The organism is Variovorax sp. GW821-FHT10B04, from assembly GCF_059415645.1.
In genome coordinates this window covers 124053-141227 of record NZ_JBWKNQ010000010.1, presented here as the reverse complement: position 1 = coordinate 141227, position 17175 = coordinate 124053, and the positions used below count along the sequence as shown (strand labels likewise).

Here is a 17175-nt window from a genome sequence, read left to right as displayed (position 1 = left end):
CTCAGGCCCGGTTTCGCGTGCGCCGCGGCGCCTCCGGCACCGGCGCGCGCGCCGGGTCGGCGTCGAGGTCGGACGCGTTGCGCAGATGGCCTTCGGCGTCGTGCTGGACCACCAGCCGGCGGCCACGCTGCCAGCGCGACAGTTTCTGCGGCGGAAGATGGGCGAACTCGGCGATCGCGTCCGTCGAGCTGTCGCCCGGGCGGGCGGCGCGGCGGCGCTTTTCCTCGTGCTGGCGCCTGCGGATCGGCGCCACGATCAGCATCACGATGAAGATCACGACGATCACCACCGCATAGACGGCGAGCAGGTTCCAGCTCTCCGCGTCGTCGGTCGGCTCGAAGAAATGGCGCCATGCATAGAAGGCCGCGCCGACCCAGAACATCACCAGCACGAGCGGTCGCAGCAGGTGCAGCCAGACGTACATCAGGAAGGCGCTGGACGTCGGCTTGTTCTCGCGGAAGGCCTTCAGCGGCACGCGCGCCGCGTCCAGGATCGGCGTGCCGTTCGGCTCGGCCCAGTCGCTGGTGCGCTCCGGCGGCGGTTCGGTGGACGGGCTTCCGGTCACGGGGTTTTCCTGCGGTTCAGCTGACATTCGTTTCTCCTCGGTCGGGGCTGGTCCACGTCGCACGCTGGCCTCGGCGACGCAACAGGGTGATCGGAATGGCCAGCACCGTCGTGAACATGTTGATCATCCAGAAGGCGACCGGATACCAGATGGTCCACACGAAGTACCGCATGATGTCGCGGTCGTAGTGGCGGTCGATCCACAGGCTCACCAGCATCTGCAGCATGCAGGTGATGCCCAGCAGCATCCCGTTCCATTGGGGCAGGAAGCCGACGTAGATCCAGTCCGGCGGCAGCAGCGGCCGGATGATGGCCAGCACGAGCACCGCGAACATCGCGTAGGCCCAGACCACGCTGGCCAGGTACTCGATGAAGATCGGCCACATGCGGATGTTGCGCGGGTTCAGCAGCTTGAAGCCGTGGCGCATCAGCGTCTGGATGCCGCCGGTGGCCCAGCGCTGGCGCTGGCGGTAGAGGCCGCGCACGGTCTCGGGCATCAGGATCCAGCACAGCGCGCGCGGCTCGAAGCGCACGTCCCAGCCCTTGAGCTGCAGCTTCCAGCTGATGTCGATGTCCTCGGTCATCACGTCGGGGCTCCAGAAGCCGACCTCGAGCAGCGCCTTCTTGCGGAACATCGACAGCACGCCCGACACAGTGAAGAGCCGGCCCAGCAGTTGCTGCGCGCGCTTGATCAGGCCGATGGTCGACGAGAACTCGCCCACCTGCATGCGCCCCAGCAGGCTGGTGCGGGTGCGGATGCGCGGGTTGCCGGTGATGGCGCCGACCCGCTCCGACTGCAGCATGTGCCGCATCATCCAGCCGATCGCGTCGGGGTCGACCAGTGCGTCGCCGTCGACGCCGAGGATGTACTCGCCGTTGGCCAGCAGCGCGGCCGTGTTCAACCCGACGGCCTTGCCCTGGTTGCTCGCGTGGTGGACCACGCGCAGCTTGGCGTAGCGCGCCGCCAGCGCGTCGAGCGCTTCGGCCGTGTTGTCGGTGCTGCCGTCGTTGACGGCGATCACCTCGTAGGCCGGATAGCGGCTGCGCATCAACTGGTCGATGACCTCCGAGACGCCTCCGCCTTCGTTGTAGCAAGGCACGATGACCGTGACCAGCGGCGTCTCCTCCAGCAGGGTCAACGGATCGATGTGCTCGTGGCGCCGGCGCTCGAACACCAGCGCATGGGCAATGCCGCCGCCCATCCAGACGAAGGCCATGAGGAAGGGGTAGTAGAAGACATAGTCGAGAAGGAATTGAATGGTGTCGGCGCCAAGGAAATCAGGACTCATCGAGTAGCTCCAGTGGCAGGTGTGCCGGGAACGGTGGGGACGGCACGGCCATCGGAAGGTTGTTCAGGGACGAGGTTGGGCGCCTCGGGCTTGCGTGGCGCATGGGTCGGCTCGGGCAGGTCGATGGCACCGAGCAGCGTGCTGCGCACCGAGATCGCATTGCGGACCACCGGCAGGCCCGGCTGGTCGTTCAGGAAGTCGTCGGGGTAATACGCCAGATGGCGCGCGCCCATGCGATGCAGCATCGACCACTGCGCGGCGAGCGTCGCATCGGGAATCGGCTGGCCGTTGCGCCAGTCGCGTGCCTGCAGCTCGAACACGGTGCGCTCCAGGCCCCGAGGCGTGGCGGCAACACGCCTGGCGAGCGCGGCCAGCCAGGCCTGCGGGTCGGCCGCCTCTTCCATGTAGGGCATCGCCATGACCGCGGTGTAGTCGTAGGCGGCCAGCGACTGTTCGTAGTTCTGCGCGAACCAGGCTTCCGATGCGGGCTCGATCACCGGGCGCGCATACAGGTTGCGCGCGGTCCGCAGGCCCGGCTGCCAGTCGCGCACGCGCTGCGCGAGCTGCAGCGTGAAGTCGGTCAGGAAGCGCGTCTTCTCGTGGCTCCAGCGCTCGCTCAGCGCGGGGTCGGCACGGATCGCCGCGACATCGGCCGGCAGGCCCCAGCGCGCATAGGTCTGCAGCGCGGCCGGGCTGGTGTCCTCGTCGTCGCCGATGGTGGCGTCGTCGTGGAACAGCACGCCGGCGACCGGCGCGTTGCGGCCGAGGTCTTCGTAGATGTCGCCGATCAGCGTGCGCACGTCGGCGTCGAAGGGCGACAGCCGCGCGTAGCGCGTGCTGGCGGCCTGCGGCGTCGGCACCTTCGCCACGTTGTCGAGCCAGGTGATCCGATGCGTGGCGAGCGGATTCCGCGCCGGCAGCTTGAAGGCGAGCACCGGCATCCAGGCATAGACCTGCACGCCGACGCGGGTGCGCAATTGCCAGGCGACACGGTTGAACAGGTCCGCCCGCATCGGCATGTGCCGGTTGGGGAAGTACAGCGCGTCGGCCACGCCGTCGCCATCCGGATCGGCAAAGGCCTGCAGGTAAACCGCGCTCGGCCCGACCGCCTGCACGCGATCGAGCAGCCGCGACAGGTTGGCCTCCTGCCGAACCGGGTCGGGGTCGTACACATAGTCGAGGTCGACGTGCATCGCGCGGTTCAGCGGATAGAACGCGCCGACACGCGCGGGCATGCGGAACAAGCCGTGGTACGGCGGCGCCATGTCGTAGATCGCGAGGCCGCGGCGGATCTCCTGCAGCGGCACGTCGTGCGTGTTGGGGCCTTCGTCCAGCGTCAGCGTGATCGGCATGCCGGCCCGGTCGGCCGCGCGCATCGCCTCGCGGTTGTAGGCGCCGTAGGGCCAGACCATCGCGCGCACCGGGCTGTGGGTGCGGTCCTGGATCAGCGCACGGCTGCGGCGCAGGTCGGTCTCGACGCGCGCCACGTAGTCGGGCACCGACTCATAGGTCTTCGAGCCGGCGTCGTAGATGCGCGTGGTGGCGGCCGGCTGCAGGTTGCCCTGCGGGTTGCCGAGCACGCCCTGGTGGAGTGCGTCGCTGTGGCTCGCGAATTCGACCAGGCCGGAGGCCGCCATCTCGCGCGCCTGCGCCCAGGTGATGAAGGCCTCCCGGCGCAGTGGCGTCTTGGTGCTGTAGCCCTGCACGATCTCGCCCGGCGGCACTTCCAGCCAGCTCGTGACCAGCGCCATCACCACCGGATAGTTGAAGCGCTTGAGCAACGGGAACGCCTTGGTGTAGGCGCTCTCGTAGCCGTCGTCGAGCGTCAGCAGTACCGCGCGCGGCGGCAGCGGCGTGCGCCCGGCGCGGGCGTCGATGACCTGCTGCAGGCTCACCGGGTGATAGTCGCCGGACTGCAGCCAGGAGAAGAACTCGGCCAGCGTGCGCTCGTCCAGCGCGGTCGCCTCGGGCTCGGACTCGAAGCTCCCGCGCACGTTCGTGCGGATGTCGTGCAGCGCGATCGCGCGGAAGGTCTGGCCGTCGTCGGCATCGGGCTGCGGCACCTTCTGGGCGAGCGCCGGCAGCCCGATGCCGAGCACGCAGGCCGCCAGCAGCAGGCCGAGCCAGCGCCGCCAGAGCGGCGTCGCCGGAACACGGACCGCGTGGGCGGCGAGCGCCGCGGGAACAGGGGTTTTCAGGGAATGGCTTCTCATTGCAGTGGCACCGAAAGGCTCAGGAAAACGAACGGCCGGCGCTCCTTGACGCCGTCGTAGGGATGGCTGGACACGCCGAGCCCGTAGCGCAGCAGCATCGTGGGACCGAAGCTCCACTCGTGGCCGTAGCGCAGCGACCACATCGGGCCGCTGCCGAAGCCTTGCTGCTCGTAGCGGCCGGCGCTGAGTTCGACCACCTGCGCGAGGCTGCGGTCGTCGCGCTTCCAGGTCAGGTAGCGCGCGCTCAGGCCGGCCTGCACGGCGCTCTCGCTGGCGGGGCTGAAGTACGGCGTGTCCTGGCGGTCGGTTCGCGCGGTCTCGGCACCCAGCGTGCTTTCGAGCTGCCAGCGCGCCGTGCTCAGCCAGCGCTCGCGCCAGGTCAGGCCGAGCGCGTCGCGCGCGTTGCCGTCGCTGTAGTCCATGCGCTGCGCCGTGCCTTCGAAGCTGCGCGATTCGTTGACGACATAGGTCGCGCCGACCTCGGCCGCGTGGGCGCCGATGCCGGCGTTGCGCGCCTTCCAGGGCGTGTCGAGGCTGTTGGTGTCGACCGTGGCGAACAGGCGCCAGTTGTCGCTCGCGCGGTAGCGCAGGCCGAGTGCGACGCCGGTGCGGTACGGCCCATCGTTGGCCTGATGCACCTCGCCCGTGAGGTTCCAGCGGCCGCGCAGCCATTCGACGCCCAGGCCGGCGCGCGCCAGCGTCACGTTGCCCGCGTCGGTGTCCGCATGGGCCAGCACCTGGTGATAGAAGAGCCGCCAGTCGTCGCCGATCCAGGGCGAGATCAGCCGCGAATCGACGCGCCATTCGCGGTTGGCCAGCGCGCCGCCGTCCTTGCCCGCGTCGGCATCGACCTCGAGCCGCGGCGCCAGCGTGGCATTGCGCAGGCGCACGGCGTTGCGCACCGCGATGGAATCGGGCGCCTCGGCTTCGAGAGCGTCGACCAGCTGATGGCCGGCCCGCAGCTCGCCCGCATCGAACAGCGCACCGGCGTAACCGGCGCGTGCCTGCAGGCTGTCGGGATGGTCGGTCAGCAGTTCCTGGTAATGCGCGAGCGCGGCGTCGGGATGCTGGCGCGCCAGTGCGGTCTCGGCTTCGGCAGAGCGGAAGCCGGCGTTCAGCGGCGCGACGGCCGACAACACGCCGGCCGTGCGCTCGGCCTGCGCGGTCTGGCCGGTGTAGAGCTGCGACAGCGCGCGCAGGTTGCGCACCTCGCCATACTCCGCGTTGCTGGTGCCGGGCGTCGGCGCGAGCCGCAGCATCGGCGGCGTCGCGCTCTCCATGCGGTCCAGCAGCGTTTCGGCCTGCTCGAAGCGCGCGGTGTCGAGATAGGCGTAGACCAGCCCGACGTGCGTGTCGCTCGGCATCGGGATCTGGTCGCCGCCATCGCGCAGCGCGGCTTCGTACAGCGGCACCGCCAGATCGGAGCGGCGCTGCTGCTGCCATGCGCCGGCAACGGCCGACAGCACGTAGTACGGCGGCGCCACGCCCTCGGCCACCAGTGCGTCGTAGGCCTGCGTGACCTCGGCATAACGCGCCCGCTCCTGCAGCGCGACGATCCGGTCGTAGCTCAGCTGCAGGCGCAGCCGCCGCCAGGCGTCGGTGCCAGGCGTGTCGCCTTCGGCACGGGCACGCGCCTCCTGCGCCGTGGCGGTTTCGAGCTCGGCGTGATAGCGCGGCAACACCGCGTCCAGCGAGGCGAATCGCCCCACGCCCCAGCCGGTGGATTGCGCACGGTCGGCGATGGCCCAGCGCAACTGCTGCCCCAGCGCCTGCTGCCGCAGGCTGGCCATCTCGAGCGCCGAGAAGCTGCCGGGGTTCGCCTTCTCCACGTCTTCCGCATGCTTGAGCGCCGCGGCTTCGGCACCGCTGGCGCCCAGCATGAAGCTCACCGCGCGGGTCGCATAGCGATGGCCGGGCTGCAGTTGGAGCAAGGCGTTGTAGTGCGCGAGGGCGTCGAGCGGCTGGTTGCGCGCCTCGTCCAATGCGCCGCGCGCTTCCAGCAGCGCGACCTGCTGATCGGTCGCCGGCGAGGTCCAGGCCGCCGCGAGCGCATTCAGCGCCGATTCGGCCTGGGCGAACTCGCCCGTATCGATCAACCACAGCGCCTCGTAGATTCGCGGCTGCCACGCATCGGGCTCCCGGCTGCGGAGCAGATGGACGGCATCGCCTTCCAGTGCCCGATCCGCGACGGTCCGCGCCGCCTGGAAGGCGGGCACCACCGCGTAAGTTGCGAGTTCGCCGACCGGCGCCTCGCGCGCCCAGCGTGCGGCTTCGGCGGGTCGGCCAGCCGCCATCGCCCAGACCACGCCGTCGGACACGACGCGCCTGGCAGCCGCCGGCTCGAGCGACTGGCCGTGCCAGACGGCCAATTGCGCGAATCCCGCCGCAGCCGATACCCGGCCCGCACGCTGCGCGGCGACGAGTTCGTCATGCGCGGCGGCCGTGTACGGCGCGTTCGACAAGGCGGGTTCCGCCGAGCGAAGCGGTGGCTGGCTGGGCGACGACACGGGGCCGTCGGACGCCACGCTGGACGCCTGGGCGAACGCGGGGGATGAAAAACCTGTGGCAGTGGCCAAGGCCGCGAAAGCACCCAGCGCACTGCAAAGGGCCAGGTGAATCGGCTTTCTAGACTGTAAAAGTTCCATGGACCAGCACGGCGGCGCTTGTGACGCTCCGCAGGAAAAACGATGAATAAACAGCGAAAAACGAGCTCGAAATGGCCGTGTTTTTCAACTGGAAAGTCAGCATTAACCTGTAAGTACTAGTTTCAACCCGAAGAAAAAATGAGAACTTCCGTGTAGGTCAGAAGCTTCGATACCTTTACACCCGAACGATACAAATTTAATTTTGTCCGGGTAAAATAAGAACCATGACGACGCCACCCACCCGCCCGACGAACGGCCGCAAACCTGCGGCACCCAGCACGCCGACGCCCGATCCGGCACCCGAGGCGCCCGCACGACTGACCGCCTTCGCCGGCTTCCACCGCGTGATCGGCGGAACCCTTGCTGAAATAGCAGCCCATCTGCGCGCGGCGCCCGTACCGGACAGCGTGCTGCTGCGTGTGTTCGACGACGCCACCGGCGCCCTCGTCCCCATCGATGTGCGCGCGGCGCCAGCGGCGGCCGACGCAGCACCGGTGCCGGCGCCCGCCCCTGCCGCGCCGCGCGCCGTCGGGCGGCCGAAACTCGGCGTGGTCGCCCGCGAAGTCACGCTGCTGCCGCGCCATTGGGACTGGCTGAGCCGGCAACCCGGCGGCGCATCGGTCGCGTTGCGCCGCCTGGTCGAAGACGCTCGCCGCGCCCACGCCGGCCGCGATGGCCTGCGCGCCGCCCGTGAAGCCGCCTATCGCTTCATGAGCGAGATGGCCGGCGACCTGCCCGGTTTCGAGGAAGCGTCGCGCGCGTTGTTCGCAGGCGACGAAAGCGGCTTCGGCACGCAGATCGCCTCTTGGCCGACGGACCTGCGCACGCATTTGCACGTACTCTCTGCGGCCGCCTGGAAAGAACAATGACGACACCCGAGACACTCCGCCCCGACATGCAGCCCGACGATCTGCGCGTGGCCGGCGAAATCGCCGCACCGCCCGCCGCCGTCGCCGACCCCGCGCTGGCACCCGTGCCGCCCGCTGCGGCGGCACACGCTTCCGCGAAACCGCATCGCACGCCTTTCGACGGCAACCGGCCGCTCTGGAAGGTCTTCCTTTTCTTCCTGGCGCCGATGCTGCTGAGCAACATCCTGCAGTCGCTGTCGGGCACGCTGAACAACGTGTACGTGGGCCAGATGATCGGTGTCGGCGCGCTCGCGGCGGTGTCGAGCTTCTTCCCGATCATGTTCTTCTTCATCGCCTTCACCATCGGCCTGGGCGCCGGCGCCTCGGTGCTGATCGGCCAGGCCTGGGGCGCGCGCGATGTCGGCAAGGTCAAGGCCGTGGCGGGCACCACGCTCACCGTGGGCATCGTCTTCGGGCTGCTGGTCGCGCTGTTCGGCGGCTTCTTCACCACGCCGCTGCTGCGCGCGCTGGGCACGCCGCCGGACATCCTGGCCGACGCCACGACCTACGCCCGCATCATGCTGATGGCGATGCCCGGACTGTTCGTGTTCCTGCTGTCGACGGCCATGCTGCGCGGCGTGGGCGACACCGTCACGCCGCTGTTCACGCTGGCGATCTCGACCTGCATCGGGCTGATGGTCACGCCCGCGCTGATCCGCGGCTGGGGCGGCCTGCCGCAACTCGGCGTGGCGAGCGGCGCGGCTGCGACCGTCGTGGCCTTCGTGGTCGCGACCATCTGGCTGGGCTTCCGGCTGCGCACGAAGAAGAGCCCGCTGGCGCCCGATGCCGAGTTCTGGCGGCGCATGCGCATCGACCCGAAGATCCTCAAGACGGTGCTCAAGGTCGGCGTGCCGACCGGCGTGCAGATGATCGTGATCTCGCTGGCCGAAGTCGCCCTGCTGTCGCTGGTCAACAGCTACGGATCGAGCGCCACGGCGGCCTACGGCGCGGTCAATCAGGTGGTGGCCTACGTGCAGTTCCCGGCGATCTCGATCGCGATCACCTCGTCGATCCTCGGCGCGCAGGCGATCGGCGCGGGCCGCGTCGACAAGCTCGGCGCCATCGCGCGCACCGGGCTGCTGATGAACCTCGTGCTGACCGGCGCGCTGGTGCTGCTCGGTTACCTGTTCTCGCGCCACCTGATGGGCTTCTTCATCACCAGCGCGCCGGTGATCGACCTCGCGCAGACGCTGCTGCACATCATGCTGTGGAGCAGCGTGATCTTCGGCATGGCGTCGGTGCTCTCGGGGATCATGCGGGCCAGCGGCTCGGTGCTGGTGCCGACCGCCATCGCGATCTTCTGCATCGCCTGCGTGGAGGTGCCGGTGGCCTGGTTCATGAGCCACCGGATCGGACTGAACGGCGTGTGGTTCGCCTACCCCGCGGCCTTCATCGCGATGCTGGCGTTGCAGACCGCGTACTACCGGCTGGTCTGGCGGAAGAAGGCGATTCGGCGGCTGGTGTAGCCAGCGCCGGTTGGCGCCGGTTGCGCGTGCCGTTCACCATTCAGGCAGTGCCGCGGTGCTACCGCATGCGATCGGTGCCATTGAGCTTGGCGATGATCGTCGCGCGGACCTGCTCGATGTGATGCTCCATCGCCTGGCGTGCCGCAGCGCCGTCTCCGGCCTCCAGGGCGTCCACCACCGCGAGGTGCTCCAGGATCACCGTGCGACGCCTGGCAGGTAGGCGTCCGAAGCGGAACATGGCCGTGCGCGTGCGCAATGCCGCGAGAGTCTCCAGCAAGACTGGATTGCCGGCAGCGCTCGCGATGAGGGCGTGGAGATTTTCATCATCGCCAGGCTCTGCAATCGCGGTGTCGTCCGGAAGCGCAAGGACGGCTTGCGCGCGTTGCCGTATGCGCTCGAGTTCGGCTTTGGGAACATGGCCGGCCGCCAGGCGTGCGGCTTCGCCTTCCAGCACGCGCCGCACGTCCAGGATATTGATGTACTCCTCGACCGGCAGCCCCCGCACCACCAACGCACCGCTCTTCTGGCGCTCCAGGAGGCGGGCACCCTCGAGACGGCGCACAGCTTCTCGCAATGGCGTCCGTGAAATTCCCAGTTGCAACGCAATCTGCCGCTCAGTGATGACCTCGGCCGGTGACAGTTCGCCGCTCAGGATCATCGCCAGAAGCGCGCGATGTGCGCGCTCGGACAGCGGCAAGTCCGGATCGATCTCGGTTTCAGGGGGCGCTTCCGCAGGATTTGACAGCATTTCGGAAGTATCGCACCAGTCGGGTACACATTGAATATTATTGGTATACCAGTTGACGACCAATTGTGTTCTCTACTATTCTTGCGGCATGAATTCATCGAACACAGTGAACGTGCTGGTGCCCGTCGGGGCGCTCGGCGCTGGAGTGCGAGTCGCAGATGTCGCAGCAGGATTGGCTGCGGGCGCACATGCCATCGCATGCGATGCCGGCTCCACCGACAGCGGGCCGGCCTATCTCGCCACGGGGCGTTGCAAATACTCGCGCGCGGCGGTCAAGTCCGACATGACCGTACTGATGCGTGCCCAGGCCGAGGCGAAGGTGCCGCTCCTCATCGGCTCGTGTGGCACTTCAGGCAACGATCAGGCACTCGACTGGATGCGCGACATCGCATTGGAAATTGCCGAGGAGAACGGCCTTCATCCGCATATCGCACTCCTCTACTCGGAACAGCCGCCTGCCCTGATCGCGCAAGCGGCCAGCGAAGGGCGCGTGGCGCCGTTGTCGCCGATGACGGATGCGCAGCCCGCCGTCTTCGAGGGCTGTGACCACATCGTTGCGTTGATGGGGCCCGAACCCTATATCGCCGCACTTCACGCCGGCGCAGACATCGTGCTCGGCGGGCGCACCACCGACACCGCAGTCCTGGCCGCCGTACCGCTCATGAAGGGAATGTCCGCAGGCGCCGCGTGGCACGCGGGCAAGATCGCCGAATGTGGCGGCCTGTGCTCCGTGAGCCCGCGCGAAGGCGGCGTCATGATGCGCGTCGGTGCGGACTTCTTCGAGATTGAGCCCCTGCGCGCGACCAATCGCTGCACGCCCTACACGGTGTCCGCACACATGCTCTATGAGAACAGCGACCCCTTTCTCCTGCACGAGCCCGGCGGCGTCCTCGACGTATCGCATGCGTGCTACGAGGCGGCGACCGATCGCTGCGTGCGGGTCACGGGCTCTCGCTTCGAGACCGGCCCCTACACCATGAAACTCGAAGGGGCGGTCGCGACAGCCCACCAGACGATCATGCTCGTCGGCATCCAGGACCCGAAGGTTCTCCGGGAGTTGCCGCGCTTTCTGGCCCAGATGCAACAGACGCTTGTCGCCCGGGTCCGCGAGACGATGGGCAATGCCGATCTCGCGTTCGATATTTCGTTGCGGCCATACGGCTGGAATGCCGTCAGCGGCATCGACAGCCCGCACATTCCCGAAGAGATCGGACTGATGTTCGTCGCAACGGCGCCGACGCAGGAGCAGGCAACACAAATCGCCAAGACCTGCAATCCGCTCTTTTTCCACATGCCGTTGCACCGGGAGGCCGAGCTGCCGAGCTATGCGTTCCCGTTCTCGCCCGCCGAGGTCGAGCGGGGCGCAGTGTACGAATTCAGGCTGAATCACGTCGTGCATGTGAGCGAGCCACTTGAACTCGTCCGCACGGTCTACGTGCACGCAGGAGAACTCACCCATGCCTAAGCTTTCAGAAGTCTGCCGCCATGTGCGGTCAAAAAATGCGGGCCCTTTCTGGATCACCGTCGATATGTTCTTCAAGGACGCCGAGGCGTTCCGTCGCTGGTCCGAGGCACCCGAACTGCAGAGCGAGGCCATTGCCAGCGCCTTTGCCGTCCCGGTGGATTCGGTCAAGCGGTTCCCGGTCCGAGACCTCGATGTGCTCAAGCTCTCGTTTCCGCGCAAGGCGCCCCAGGGCGGTGTCTTCGAGCGTGACATGCATGGTGGCCAGCAATACGTGCGCTTGCTCGATGTCGAACTCAGTGCCGGCGGTGCGACAGGCCACGCAGCGGACCCGCTGGACGAGGCGGCGGTCCGATGAGCGCGAGATCGCTCGACTTGCCTCGGATACCACACGAAGGCGATCGCAAAGGCGGCGAAGGCGTCGGCATCCAGATCGGGATCACGGCGATAACGCTGGCACTGATCGCAGCGGCACTCGTACCGACGGTCATGCAGGTCTTCATGGACCGACCGCTGTACTACCCCGAGGCCGCCTGGACGCTCGGGAACTTCCGGCTGTTGTTCGAGGATGCGGAGATCCGGCAAAGCGTGGGCGCCACGGCGATCTTCGCGCTCATCACGGTCGCCTTTTCGATGATCTTCGGCGTGGGTGCTGCCGTTCTGCTCGAACGCACGGACATGCCGGGCCGTGGCGTTCTGGGTGCACTGGTGTTCTGGCCGCTGTACCTGTCGCCCCAGGTGATCGGGTTCGGCGCCATCATTGCCTACGGGCCGATGGGCACAGTCACGTTGCTATTCCAGCAGTTGACCGGCACCGACGCGCCGTGGAATCTCTACTCGCTGACGGGAATGGCGCTGATCACTGCGCTGTCGAACGCGCCGATCACCACGTTGTACTGCATCGTCTCCGCGCGCCAGCAGGACCCGGACCACGACGCCGCAGCGCGCATCACTGGCGCCGGAACCTGGCAGGTGCTCCGGCGGATCAGCCTGCCGCTGATGCGGCCTGCGCTGATCTTTGCGTTGATCATGAACATCGTCAACGCAACCGAGACATTGGCGATCCCGCTGATCATCGGCGGACCTGTTCACATCGATCTGCTGACGACGCTCATCTACAAGCGCAGCTTCCAGTCCGCCGGCATTCCTCAATACGGCCTGGTTGCGGCGCTCGCGGTGATGCTGATCGCATTCGTCGGGGTGCTGTTCCTGCTGCAGCGGCTGTGGATGCGCAAGTCGTTCCGCTTCATCGGCGTCGGGCCCAAGGCCGGCGCGCTGCGCCGACTGCCGCTGGGACGGTGGCGATGGGTCGCCAGCGGGGTTCTGGGCGCCTACGTGCTGCTCGGTGTGCTGGCGATCGTGGGCTCGGTTTTCGTGCGCTCGGGCACCTTCATCATTGCGCCCGGCGTCCCGCTGTCCGAAGCACTGACATGGCAGAACTTCGCCGACCTGCTCACGGTGGATGTGTACCGTCGCTCCATCTTCAACACCGTGGTGCTCGCACTGATCGGCGCGGCCGTCGGAACGGCCCTGATCGTGGGCGTCTCGCTCGTCTCGCAGCGCTCGAACTTCGTCCTGCGACGCGTGCTGGATGCCTTTGCGCAAGTGCCGAGGGTGCTGCCGGGGATGATCGTGGGCCTCGGCGTGTTCTACGCCTCGGTGTTCATACCAGGCATGTCCATCCTGCGCGACACCATCTGGCTGCTGCTCCTCGCCTACCTCATCCGGTTCCTCAGTGCGGGCTACGGCATCGTCGCGCCCGCGCTCGTGCAGATCACGCCCGACTTCGACAAGGCGGCGCGGGTGGCGGGTGCGGGCTGGACGACCACGATGTTGCGCATCGTCATGCCGCTGCAGAAGCACGCACTGCTCTCGTGCTTCGTCCTGCTGATGGTCCTGATCATCAAGGAGTATTCGTCGGCAGTGTTCCTGATGGCGCCCGGCAGCGAGGTGATCGGCTCGACGATGCTGAGCCTCTGGGCTCAGGGAAGCATCGGCCCGGTCGCAGCACTCGCGGTGGTGCAGGTCGCCCTCACGGTCGTGCTGGTTTCAATTTCAACTCGTGTGTTCGGAGTACGCCTCTATGGCTGATGTGATTGTGGAGAACCTCGGCCGGCGCTTCGGCGCGACCACGGCCCTGGACGATGTGTCGTTCGAGGTGCGCTCGGGAGAGTTCATGACCTTGCTGGGGCCGTCCGGCTGCGGAAAGTCGACGACGCTCAGCGCACTGGCCGGCCTGGACCGCCCGACCTCCGGTCGCATCACGATCGGCGGGCGGTGCGTGTTCGACGATGCGCGCGGCATCTTCGTCGACGCGCGACATCGCCGGCTCGGGCTGATGTTCCAGTCGTACGCGCTGTGGCCGCACATGACGGTCTATCGCAACCTCGACTTCGCGTTGGAACTCAACGGCGTGCGCGGCGCGGAAGCGCGCTCTCGCATCGAGGAAGTACTCGCCATGGTCGACATGGAAAATTTCGCCGAGCGCTTCCCGGGTGAGCTTTCGGGTGGTCAGCAGCAGCGTGTGGCACTGGCACGGACGATGGTGTATCGACCCACCATCCTCCTGCTGGACGAACCGCTGTCCAACCTCGACGCCAAGCTGCGGGAGAAGGCGCGCCTCTGGCTGGGCGAGATCCAGCGCCGCACCGGCATGACCACGATCTTCGTGACGCATGACCAGACGGAGGCCTTGTCGCTCAGCGATCGGATCATCGTGATGCACGGCGGGCGCATCGCGCAGATCGGCACGCCGCACGAGATCTACCAGAGTCCCGCAACGGCCTTCGTCGCCGACTTCGTGGGCGCGAGCAACATATTTGCCGGAACGGTCGTGTCGTCGTTGCAAGGCAGCTCCCGCGTGCAGCTCGAAGGAGGGCCGGAGATCTCGGTGCCGAGCAGCAGCACGCTGAGCGTCGGGGCACGTGTCACCTTGAGCGCGCGCCCGGAAAGCCTGGCCCTCACTCGGACGCAGGGGGCCGATGCGTTCCCGGCGGAGATCCTGTCCCGCAGTTACCTGGGGTCCCGTGTGCTCGTCGAAGCGCGCGTCGGAACCCAGACGCTGCGGGTCGAAGTGCCTGCGACCGGCGCGCCACTGGAAGGCTACCTGCGCATTCCCGAGGACGCCTTGCGCGTCTTCGCCTGAGCAATTGCGGCAGCGCATGCCGATTCCCCTCCTTCACCATCCTTCAAGGAACCGAAATGAAACGCAGAGTCGTGGCCCAGCTCCTGGGGTTGTTCACACTGGGCGGCCCGCTCGTCGCGCGAGCCCAGGCCTCGAAGCCGGACTACCAGGCCATCGTCGAAGCCTCCCGGTCGGAATCCGGCGTGCTCGTCTATTCGAACCTGCCCGAGTTCATCTGGAAACCGTTCCGGGAGTTGCTCGCACGCACCTACCCCTGGATCAAGCTCGAGACGAGCGACATGGGCGCCGAGTTATGGGAGCGCTACTTCGCCGAGTCGGCGGCCGGGACGCGGAGCGCGGACATCATTTCCACCACCGCGCCGGACCGCTTCGTCGACTTCATCGATCGCGGCGAAATGATGCCCTACGTCTCGCGTGAACTGGACGCGCTGCCGGCCTGGAGCAGGCCGGAGCCGGGGCTGTACACGATCTCCGCCAGCCCGGCGATCCTCATGTACAACCGCCTGCTCGTGAAGACGCCGCCGGAATCGATTCGGGACATCTCGGCCATGGCCAAGGCCGATCCCAAGGGAATGAAAGGCCGGATATCCACCTACGACGCCGAGGCCAATCCCTTCGGCACCGCGATGTTCGCGACCTGGCTCGAAGGCCCGGGCAACGACTGGTCGATCTTCGAACCCATCGGACCGCTCACTCGGCCCGAGTCGGGCGGCGCGGTTCAGCGCGAGAAGCTCATGACGGGCGAGTACAAGGTCGCCTTCTTCTCCAACAGCGTGTCGCTCGTCGGCTTCGAACGCCCGGAAGTGAAGCGGCTCGTCGGCTGGAGCTACGTGAAGGACGGCACGCCCGTGTCGCTCCAGGGTGCACTGATCACGAAGCGGGCAAAGAACCCGAACTCCGCGAAGCTCGTGCTGGATCTCATGCTGTCGCGAGACGGCCAGCGCGCACTGGCCATGACGGGCCTGACACCCTACCGCGATGACGTTGCGCAAGACGGGCTGCCGTTCAACACGCTCAAGACCGTGCGCGAACAGATCGGCGACAAGAACATCATCTATTACACCTACGACCGCAAGAAGCTCGCGGGCTGGCCGCAAGTCGTCAAGAAATGGAAATCCTTGTTCAAGGCTTGAGCATGGACATGAGATCGAGCCCCAAGGATGGAGAAGTTGATTTGAACTCGAGGAATCATCCGGATACGACGCAAGCGCCACGACAGCAGCCGTCGCCGGTCGATCAGGTTCTGCCGCGCACATCCCTCGCTGCGGCCGGGTTGTCCGCATCGGCTGTCGAGGCGCTGCTGCGTGCCATGGAATCGGCGGGTCTGGAGTTGCACAGCTTCATGCTGGCCAGGCACGGCGCAGTGGTGGCCGAGGCATGGTGGAAGCCATATGCCCCCCAGCACGTGCACATGCTGCACTCGGTGACGAAGGCACTCACGGCGACCGGCATCGGCCTTGCGGTGCACGAGGGGCTGTTTTCTCTCGACGACACTGTCGTCTCGTTCTTTCCGGAGCGACTGCCGACGGAGATTCCACCGAACCTCGCGCAGATGAGGGTGCGTGATCTGCTGACCCAGACCTCCGGCCACGATCGCGGCATGTCGGGCTCGGTCTGGCGAGGTATCGCATCGAGCTGGATCGACGAATTCCTGAAGATCCCCGTGGTGCATGCACCGGGCACGCACTTCCAGTATTCGAGCGCCACGAGTTTCATGCTGTCGGCGATCGTCACACGCACCTCGGGACAGTCGCTTCGAGACTATCTGGCGCAGCGCTTGTTCGAGCCGCTCGGCATGCGCTCCGTGCGATGGGACGTCGGCCCCGAAGGGATCAACCCTGGAGGCAACGGTGTCAGCGCAAGCTCGGAAGACCTGCTTCGCCTGGCCATCCTGCATGCGGCAGATGGACGCTGGCAAGGTCGACGCATCCTGCCGGAGGGCTGGGTCGCAGCCGCTTCGAAAGCCACGGCGGCGGGGCCCTACGGCTATCACTGGTGGGTCTGGCCGAACACGCCTGGCTTCTTTGCCTTCGGTGCCTTCGGCCAGTACGCCTTCGTGCTTCCCGAGCACGGACTCGCCCTGGTCACGACAGCGGCCGTACCAGGATCCATCAGCAGACCGGATGTCGGGATTCCGCCGCGGGTCTGGGAATACCTGCCCCGCGTGATCGCCGGCGCCGATGCAACGGCCGGCACCGAAGCATCGCTGGCCGCCTATTTGCACACGCGCGAATTGAAGCTGGCTGCACCGGACCATCCAGCAGCCTCGACCACCATCGACGTGGATGGCCTTTGCTTCGACGCAGAACCCAACGCCGACGGCATTCAAGCGATCCGGCTGGATTTCCGCGGCGCGACATGCCGCCTGCAATTCGAGATCGGCGCGACGTGGCATGGCATCGAAGCGGGGCTCCATGGCACCACGTTCGGGTCGCACACCACGCTGCCCGGCGCCGGGCTCCACCACGGCTACGAGCCGGGCGAACTCGTCACCGTGGCGAGCGGACACTGGAACAGCCCCTGCAGTTTCACCGTGCAATGCCAGTACACGGAAACCGCGTTCCGGGACACCTTCGTGCTCGTCTTCGAAGGCGAGGCCCTGACGATGTCGCGTTCAGTGAACGTCAACGGAGGTGCCACGTCACGACCGTTGGTTCACGCCACGGTGCACGGCACCCGCAACGTCCATCCCTGATCGAGACCTGAACCCATGAATGCAATGAGAATTGGAAGGA

13 protein-coding genes are annotated in these 17175 nt (G+C 67.1%); 8 read left to right on the top strand and 5 right to left on the bottom strand.

The features are described 5' to 3' along the window. Position 1 precedes the first annotated feature (1 nt). From pgaD to pgaA, 4 genes are read right to left on the bottom strand one after another with little or no spacing between them, the layout of a single operon-like run. Positions 2-592 (bottom strand): poly-beta-1,6-N-acetyl-D-glucosamine biosynthesis protein PgaD, encoded by a 591-nt coding sequence (pgaD, locus tag AC07PZ_RS23200; protein WP_495297508.1) that lies wholly within the window; start codon positions 590-592, stop codon positions 2-4. Then, complete coding sequence (gene pgaC / locus AC07PZ_RS23195; protein WP_495297507.1) at positions 582-1853, bottom strand: poly-beta-1,6-N-acetyl-D-glucosamine synthase; 1272 nt, start codon at positions 1851-1853, stop codon at positions 582-584. The genes pgaD and pgaC overlap by 11 nt, the downstream gene beginning before the upstream one ends. Then, positions 1850-4066 carry a poly-beta-1,6-N-acetyl-D-glucosamine N-deacetylase PgaB gene (gene pgaB / locus AC07PZ_RS23190; protein ID WP_495297506.1) on the bottom strand — a complete coding sequence of 739 codons (2217 nt, stop codon included), beginning with the start codon at positions 4064-4066 and terminating at the stop codon, positions 1850-1852. Before pgaB ends, pgaC begins: the two co-directional genes overlap by 4 nt. Beyond that, a complete protein-coding gene (gene pgaA / locus AC07PZ_RS23185) occupies positions 4063-6642 on the bottom strand; it encodes a poly-beta-1,6 N-acetyl-D-glucosamine export porin PgaA (protein WP_495297505.1) in 2580 nt (859 codons plus the stop codon). The genes pgaB and pgaA overlap by 4 nt, the downstream gene beginning before the upstream one ends. Positions 6643-6935: 293 nt before the next feature. On the opposite strand from pgaA, the gene AC07PZ_RS23180 reads away from it, so the two are divergent. Then, complete coding sequence (locus AC07PZ_RS23180) at positions 6936-7580, top strand: DUF2239 family protein (protein ID WP_495297504.1); 645 nt, start codon at positions 6936-6938, stop codon at positions 7578-7580. A gap of 206 nt (positions 7581-7786) precedes the next feature. Then, entirely contained in the window at positions 7787-9085 is a 1299-nt protein-coding gene (locus tag AC07PZ_RS23175; RefSeq protein WP_495297598.1) for an MATE family efflux transporter, read from the top strand. Positions 9086-9143: 58 nt separating this feature from the next. Here AC07PZ_RS23175 and AC07PZ_RS23170 read toward each other — a convergent pair whose 3' ends face one another. Further along, positions 9144-9896, bottom strand: coding sequence for a GntR family transcriptional regulator (locus tag AC07PZ_RS23170; RefSeq protein ID WP_495297503.1), 753 nt, complete (start codon positions 9894-9896; stop codon positions 9144-9146). A gap of 25 nt (positions 9897-9921) precedes the next feature. On the opposite strand from AC07PZ_RS23170, the gene AC07PZ_RS23165 reads away from it, so the two are divergent. Genes AC07PZ_RS23165 through AC07PZ_RS23140 form a run of 6 tightly spaced genes read left to right on the top strand, consistent with a single transcriptional unit; the run spans position 9922 to position 17135 of the window. Continuing rightward, on the top strand, positions 9922-11298 hold the full coding sequence (locus AC07PZ_RS23165; protein ID WP_495297502.1) for an acyclic terpene utilization AtuA family protein: 1377 nt from the start codon (positions 9922-9924) through the stop codon (positions 11296-11298). After that, positions 11291-11653 carry a DUF4387 domain-containing protein gene (locus tag AC07PZ_RS23160; RefSeq protein WP_495297501.1) on the top strand — a complete coding sequence of 121 codons (363 nt, stop codon included), beginning with the start codon at positions 11291-11293 and terminating at the stop codon, positions 11651-11653. Before AC07PZ_RS23165 ends, AC07PZ_RS23160 begins: the two co-directional genes overlap by 8 nt. Beyond that, the gene (locus AC07PZ_RS23155; protein ID WP_495297500.1) at positions 11650-13386 is read left to right on the top strand and encodes an ABC transporter permease; all 1737 of its coding nucleotides are present in this window, start codon (positions 11650-11652) and stop codon (positions 13384-13386) included. The genes AC07PZ_RS23160 and AC07PZ_RS23155 overlap by 4 nt, the downstream gene beginning before the upstream one ends. Then, positions 13379-14440: an ABC transporter ATP-binding protein gene (locus AC07PZ_RS23150; RefSeq protein WP_495297499.1), complete on the top strand. Its 1062-nt coding sequence runs from the start codon at positions 13379-13381 to the stop codon at positions 14438-14440. Before AC07PZ_RS23155 ends, AC07PZ_RS23150 begins: the two co-directional genes overlap by 8 nt. A gap of 56 nt (positions 14441-14496) precedes the next feature. After that, positions 14497-15573 (top strand): ABC transporter substrate-binding protein, encoded by a 1077-nt coding sequence (locus tag AC07PZ_RS23145; protein ID WP_495297498.1) that lies wholly within the window; start codon positions 14497-14499, stop codon positions 15571-15573. Further along, entirely contained in the window at positions 15549-17135 is a 1587-nt protein-coding gene (locus tag AC07PZ_RS23140; protein WP_495297497.1) for a serine hydrolase domain-containing protein, read from the top strand. The genes AC07PZ_RS23145 and AC07PZ_RS23140 overlap by 25 nt, the downstream gene beginning before the upstream one ends. Positions 17136-17175 lie beyond the last annotated feature (40 nt).

Coding starts and splice junctions, on each gene's coding strand:
- pgaD (WP_495297508.1), bottom strand. CDS start 592: ATGTCAGCTGAACCGCAGGAAAACCCCGTGACCGGAAGCCCGTCCACC.
- pgaC (WP_495297507.1), bottom strand. CDS start 1,853: ATGAGTCCTGATTTCCTTGGCGCCGACACCATTCAATTCCTTCTCGAC.
- pgaB (WP_495297506.1), bottom strand. CDS start 4,066: ATGAGAAGCCATTCCCTGAAAACCCCTGTTCCCGCGGCGCTCGCCGCC.
- AC07PZ_RS23180 (WP_495297504.1), top strand. CDS start 6,936: ATGACGACGCCACCCACCCGCCCGACGAACGGCCGCAAACCTGCGGCA.
- AC07PZ_RS23175 (WP_495297598.1), top strand. CDS start 7,787: ATGCTGCTGAGCAACATCCTGCAGTCGCTGTCGGGCACGCTGAACAAC.
- AC07PZ_RS23165 (WP_495297502.1), top strand. CDS start 9,922: ATGAATTCATCGAACACAGTGAACGTGCTGGTGCCCGTCGGGGCGCTC.
- AC07PZ_RS23160 (WP_495297501.1), top strand. CDS start 11,291: ATGCCTAAGCTTTCAGAAGTCTGCCGCCATGTGCGGTCAAAAAATGCG.
- AC07PZ_RS23155 (WP_495297500.1), top strand. CDS start 11,650: ATGAGCGCGAGATCGCTCGACTTGCCTCGGATACCACACGAAGGCGAT.
- AC07PZ_RS23150 (WP_495297499.1), top strand. CDS start 13,379: ATGGCTGATGTGATTGTGGAGAACCTCGGCCGGCGCTTCGGCGCGACC.
- AC07PZ_RS23145 (WP_495297498.1), top strand. CDS start 14,497: ATGAAACGCAGAGTCGTGGCCCAGCTCCTGGGGTTGTTCACACTGGGC.
- AC07PZ_RS23140 (WP_495297497.1), top strand. CDS start 15,549: ATGGAAATCCTTGTTCAAGGCTTGAGCATGGACATGAGATCGAGCCCC.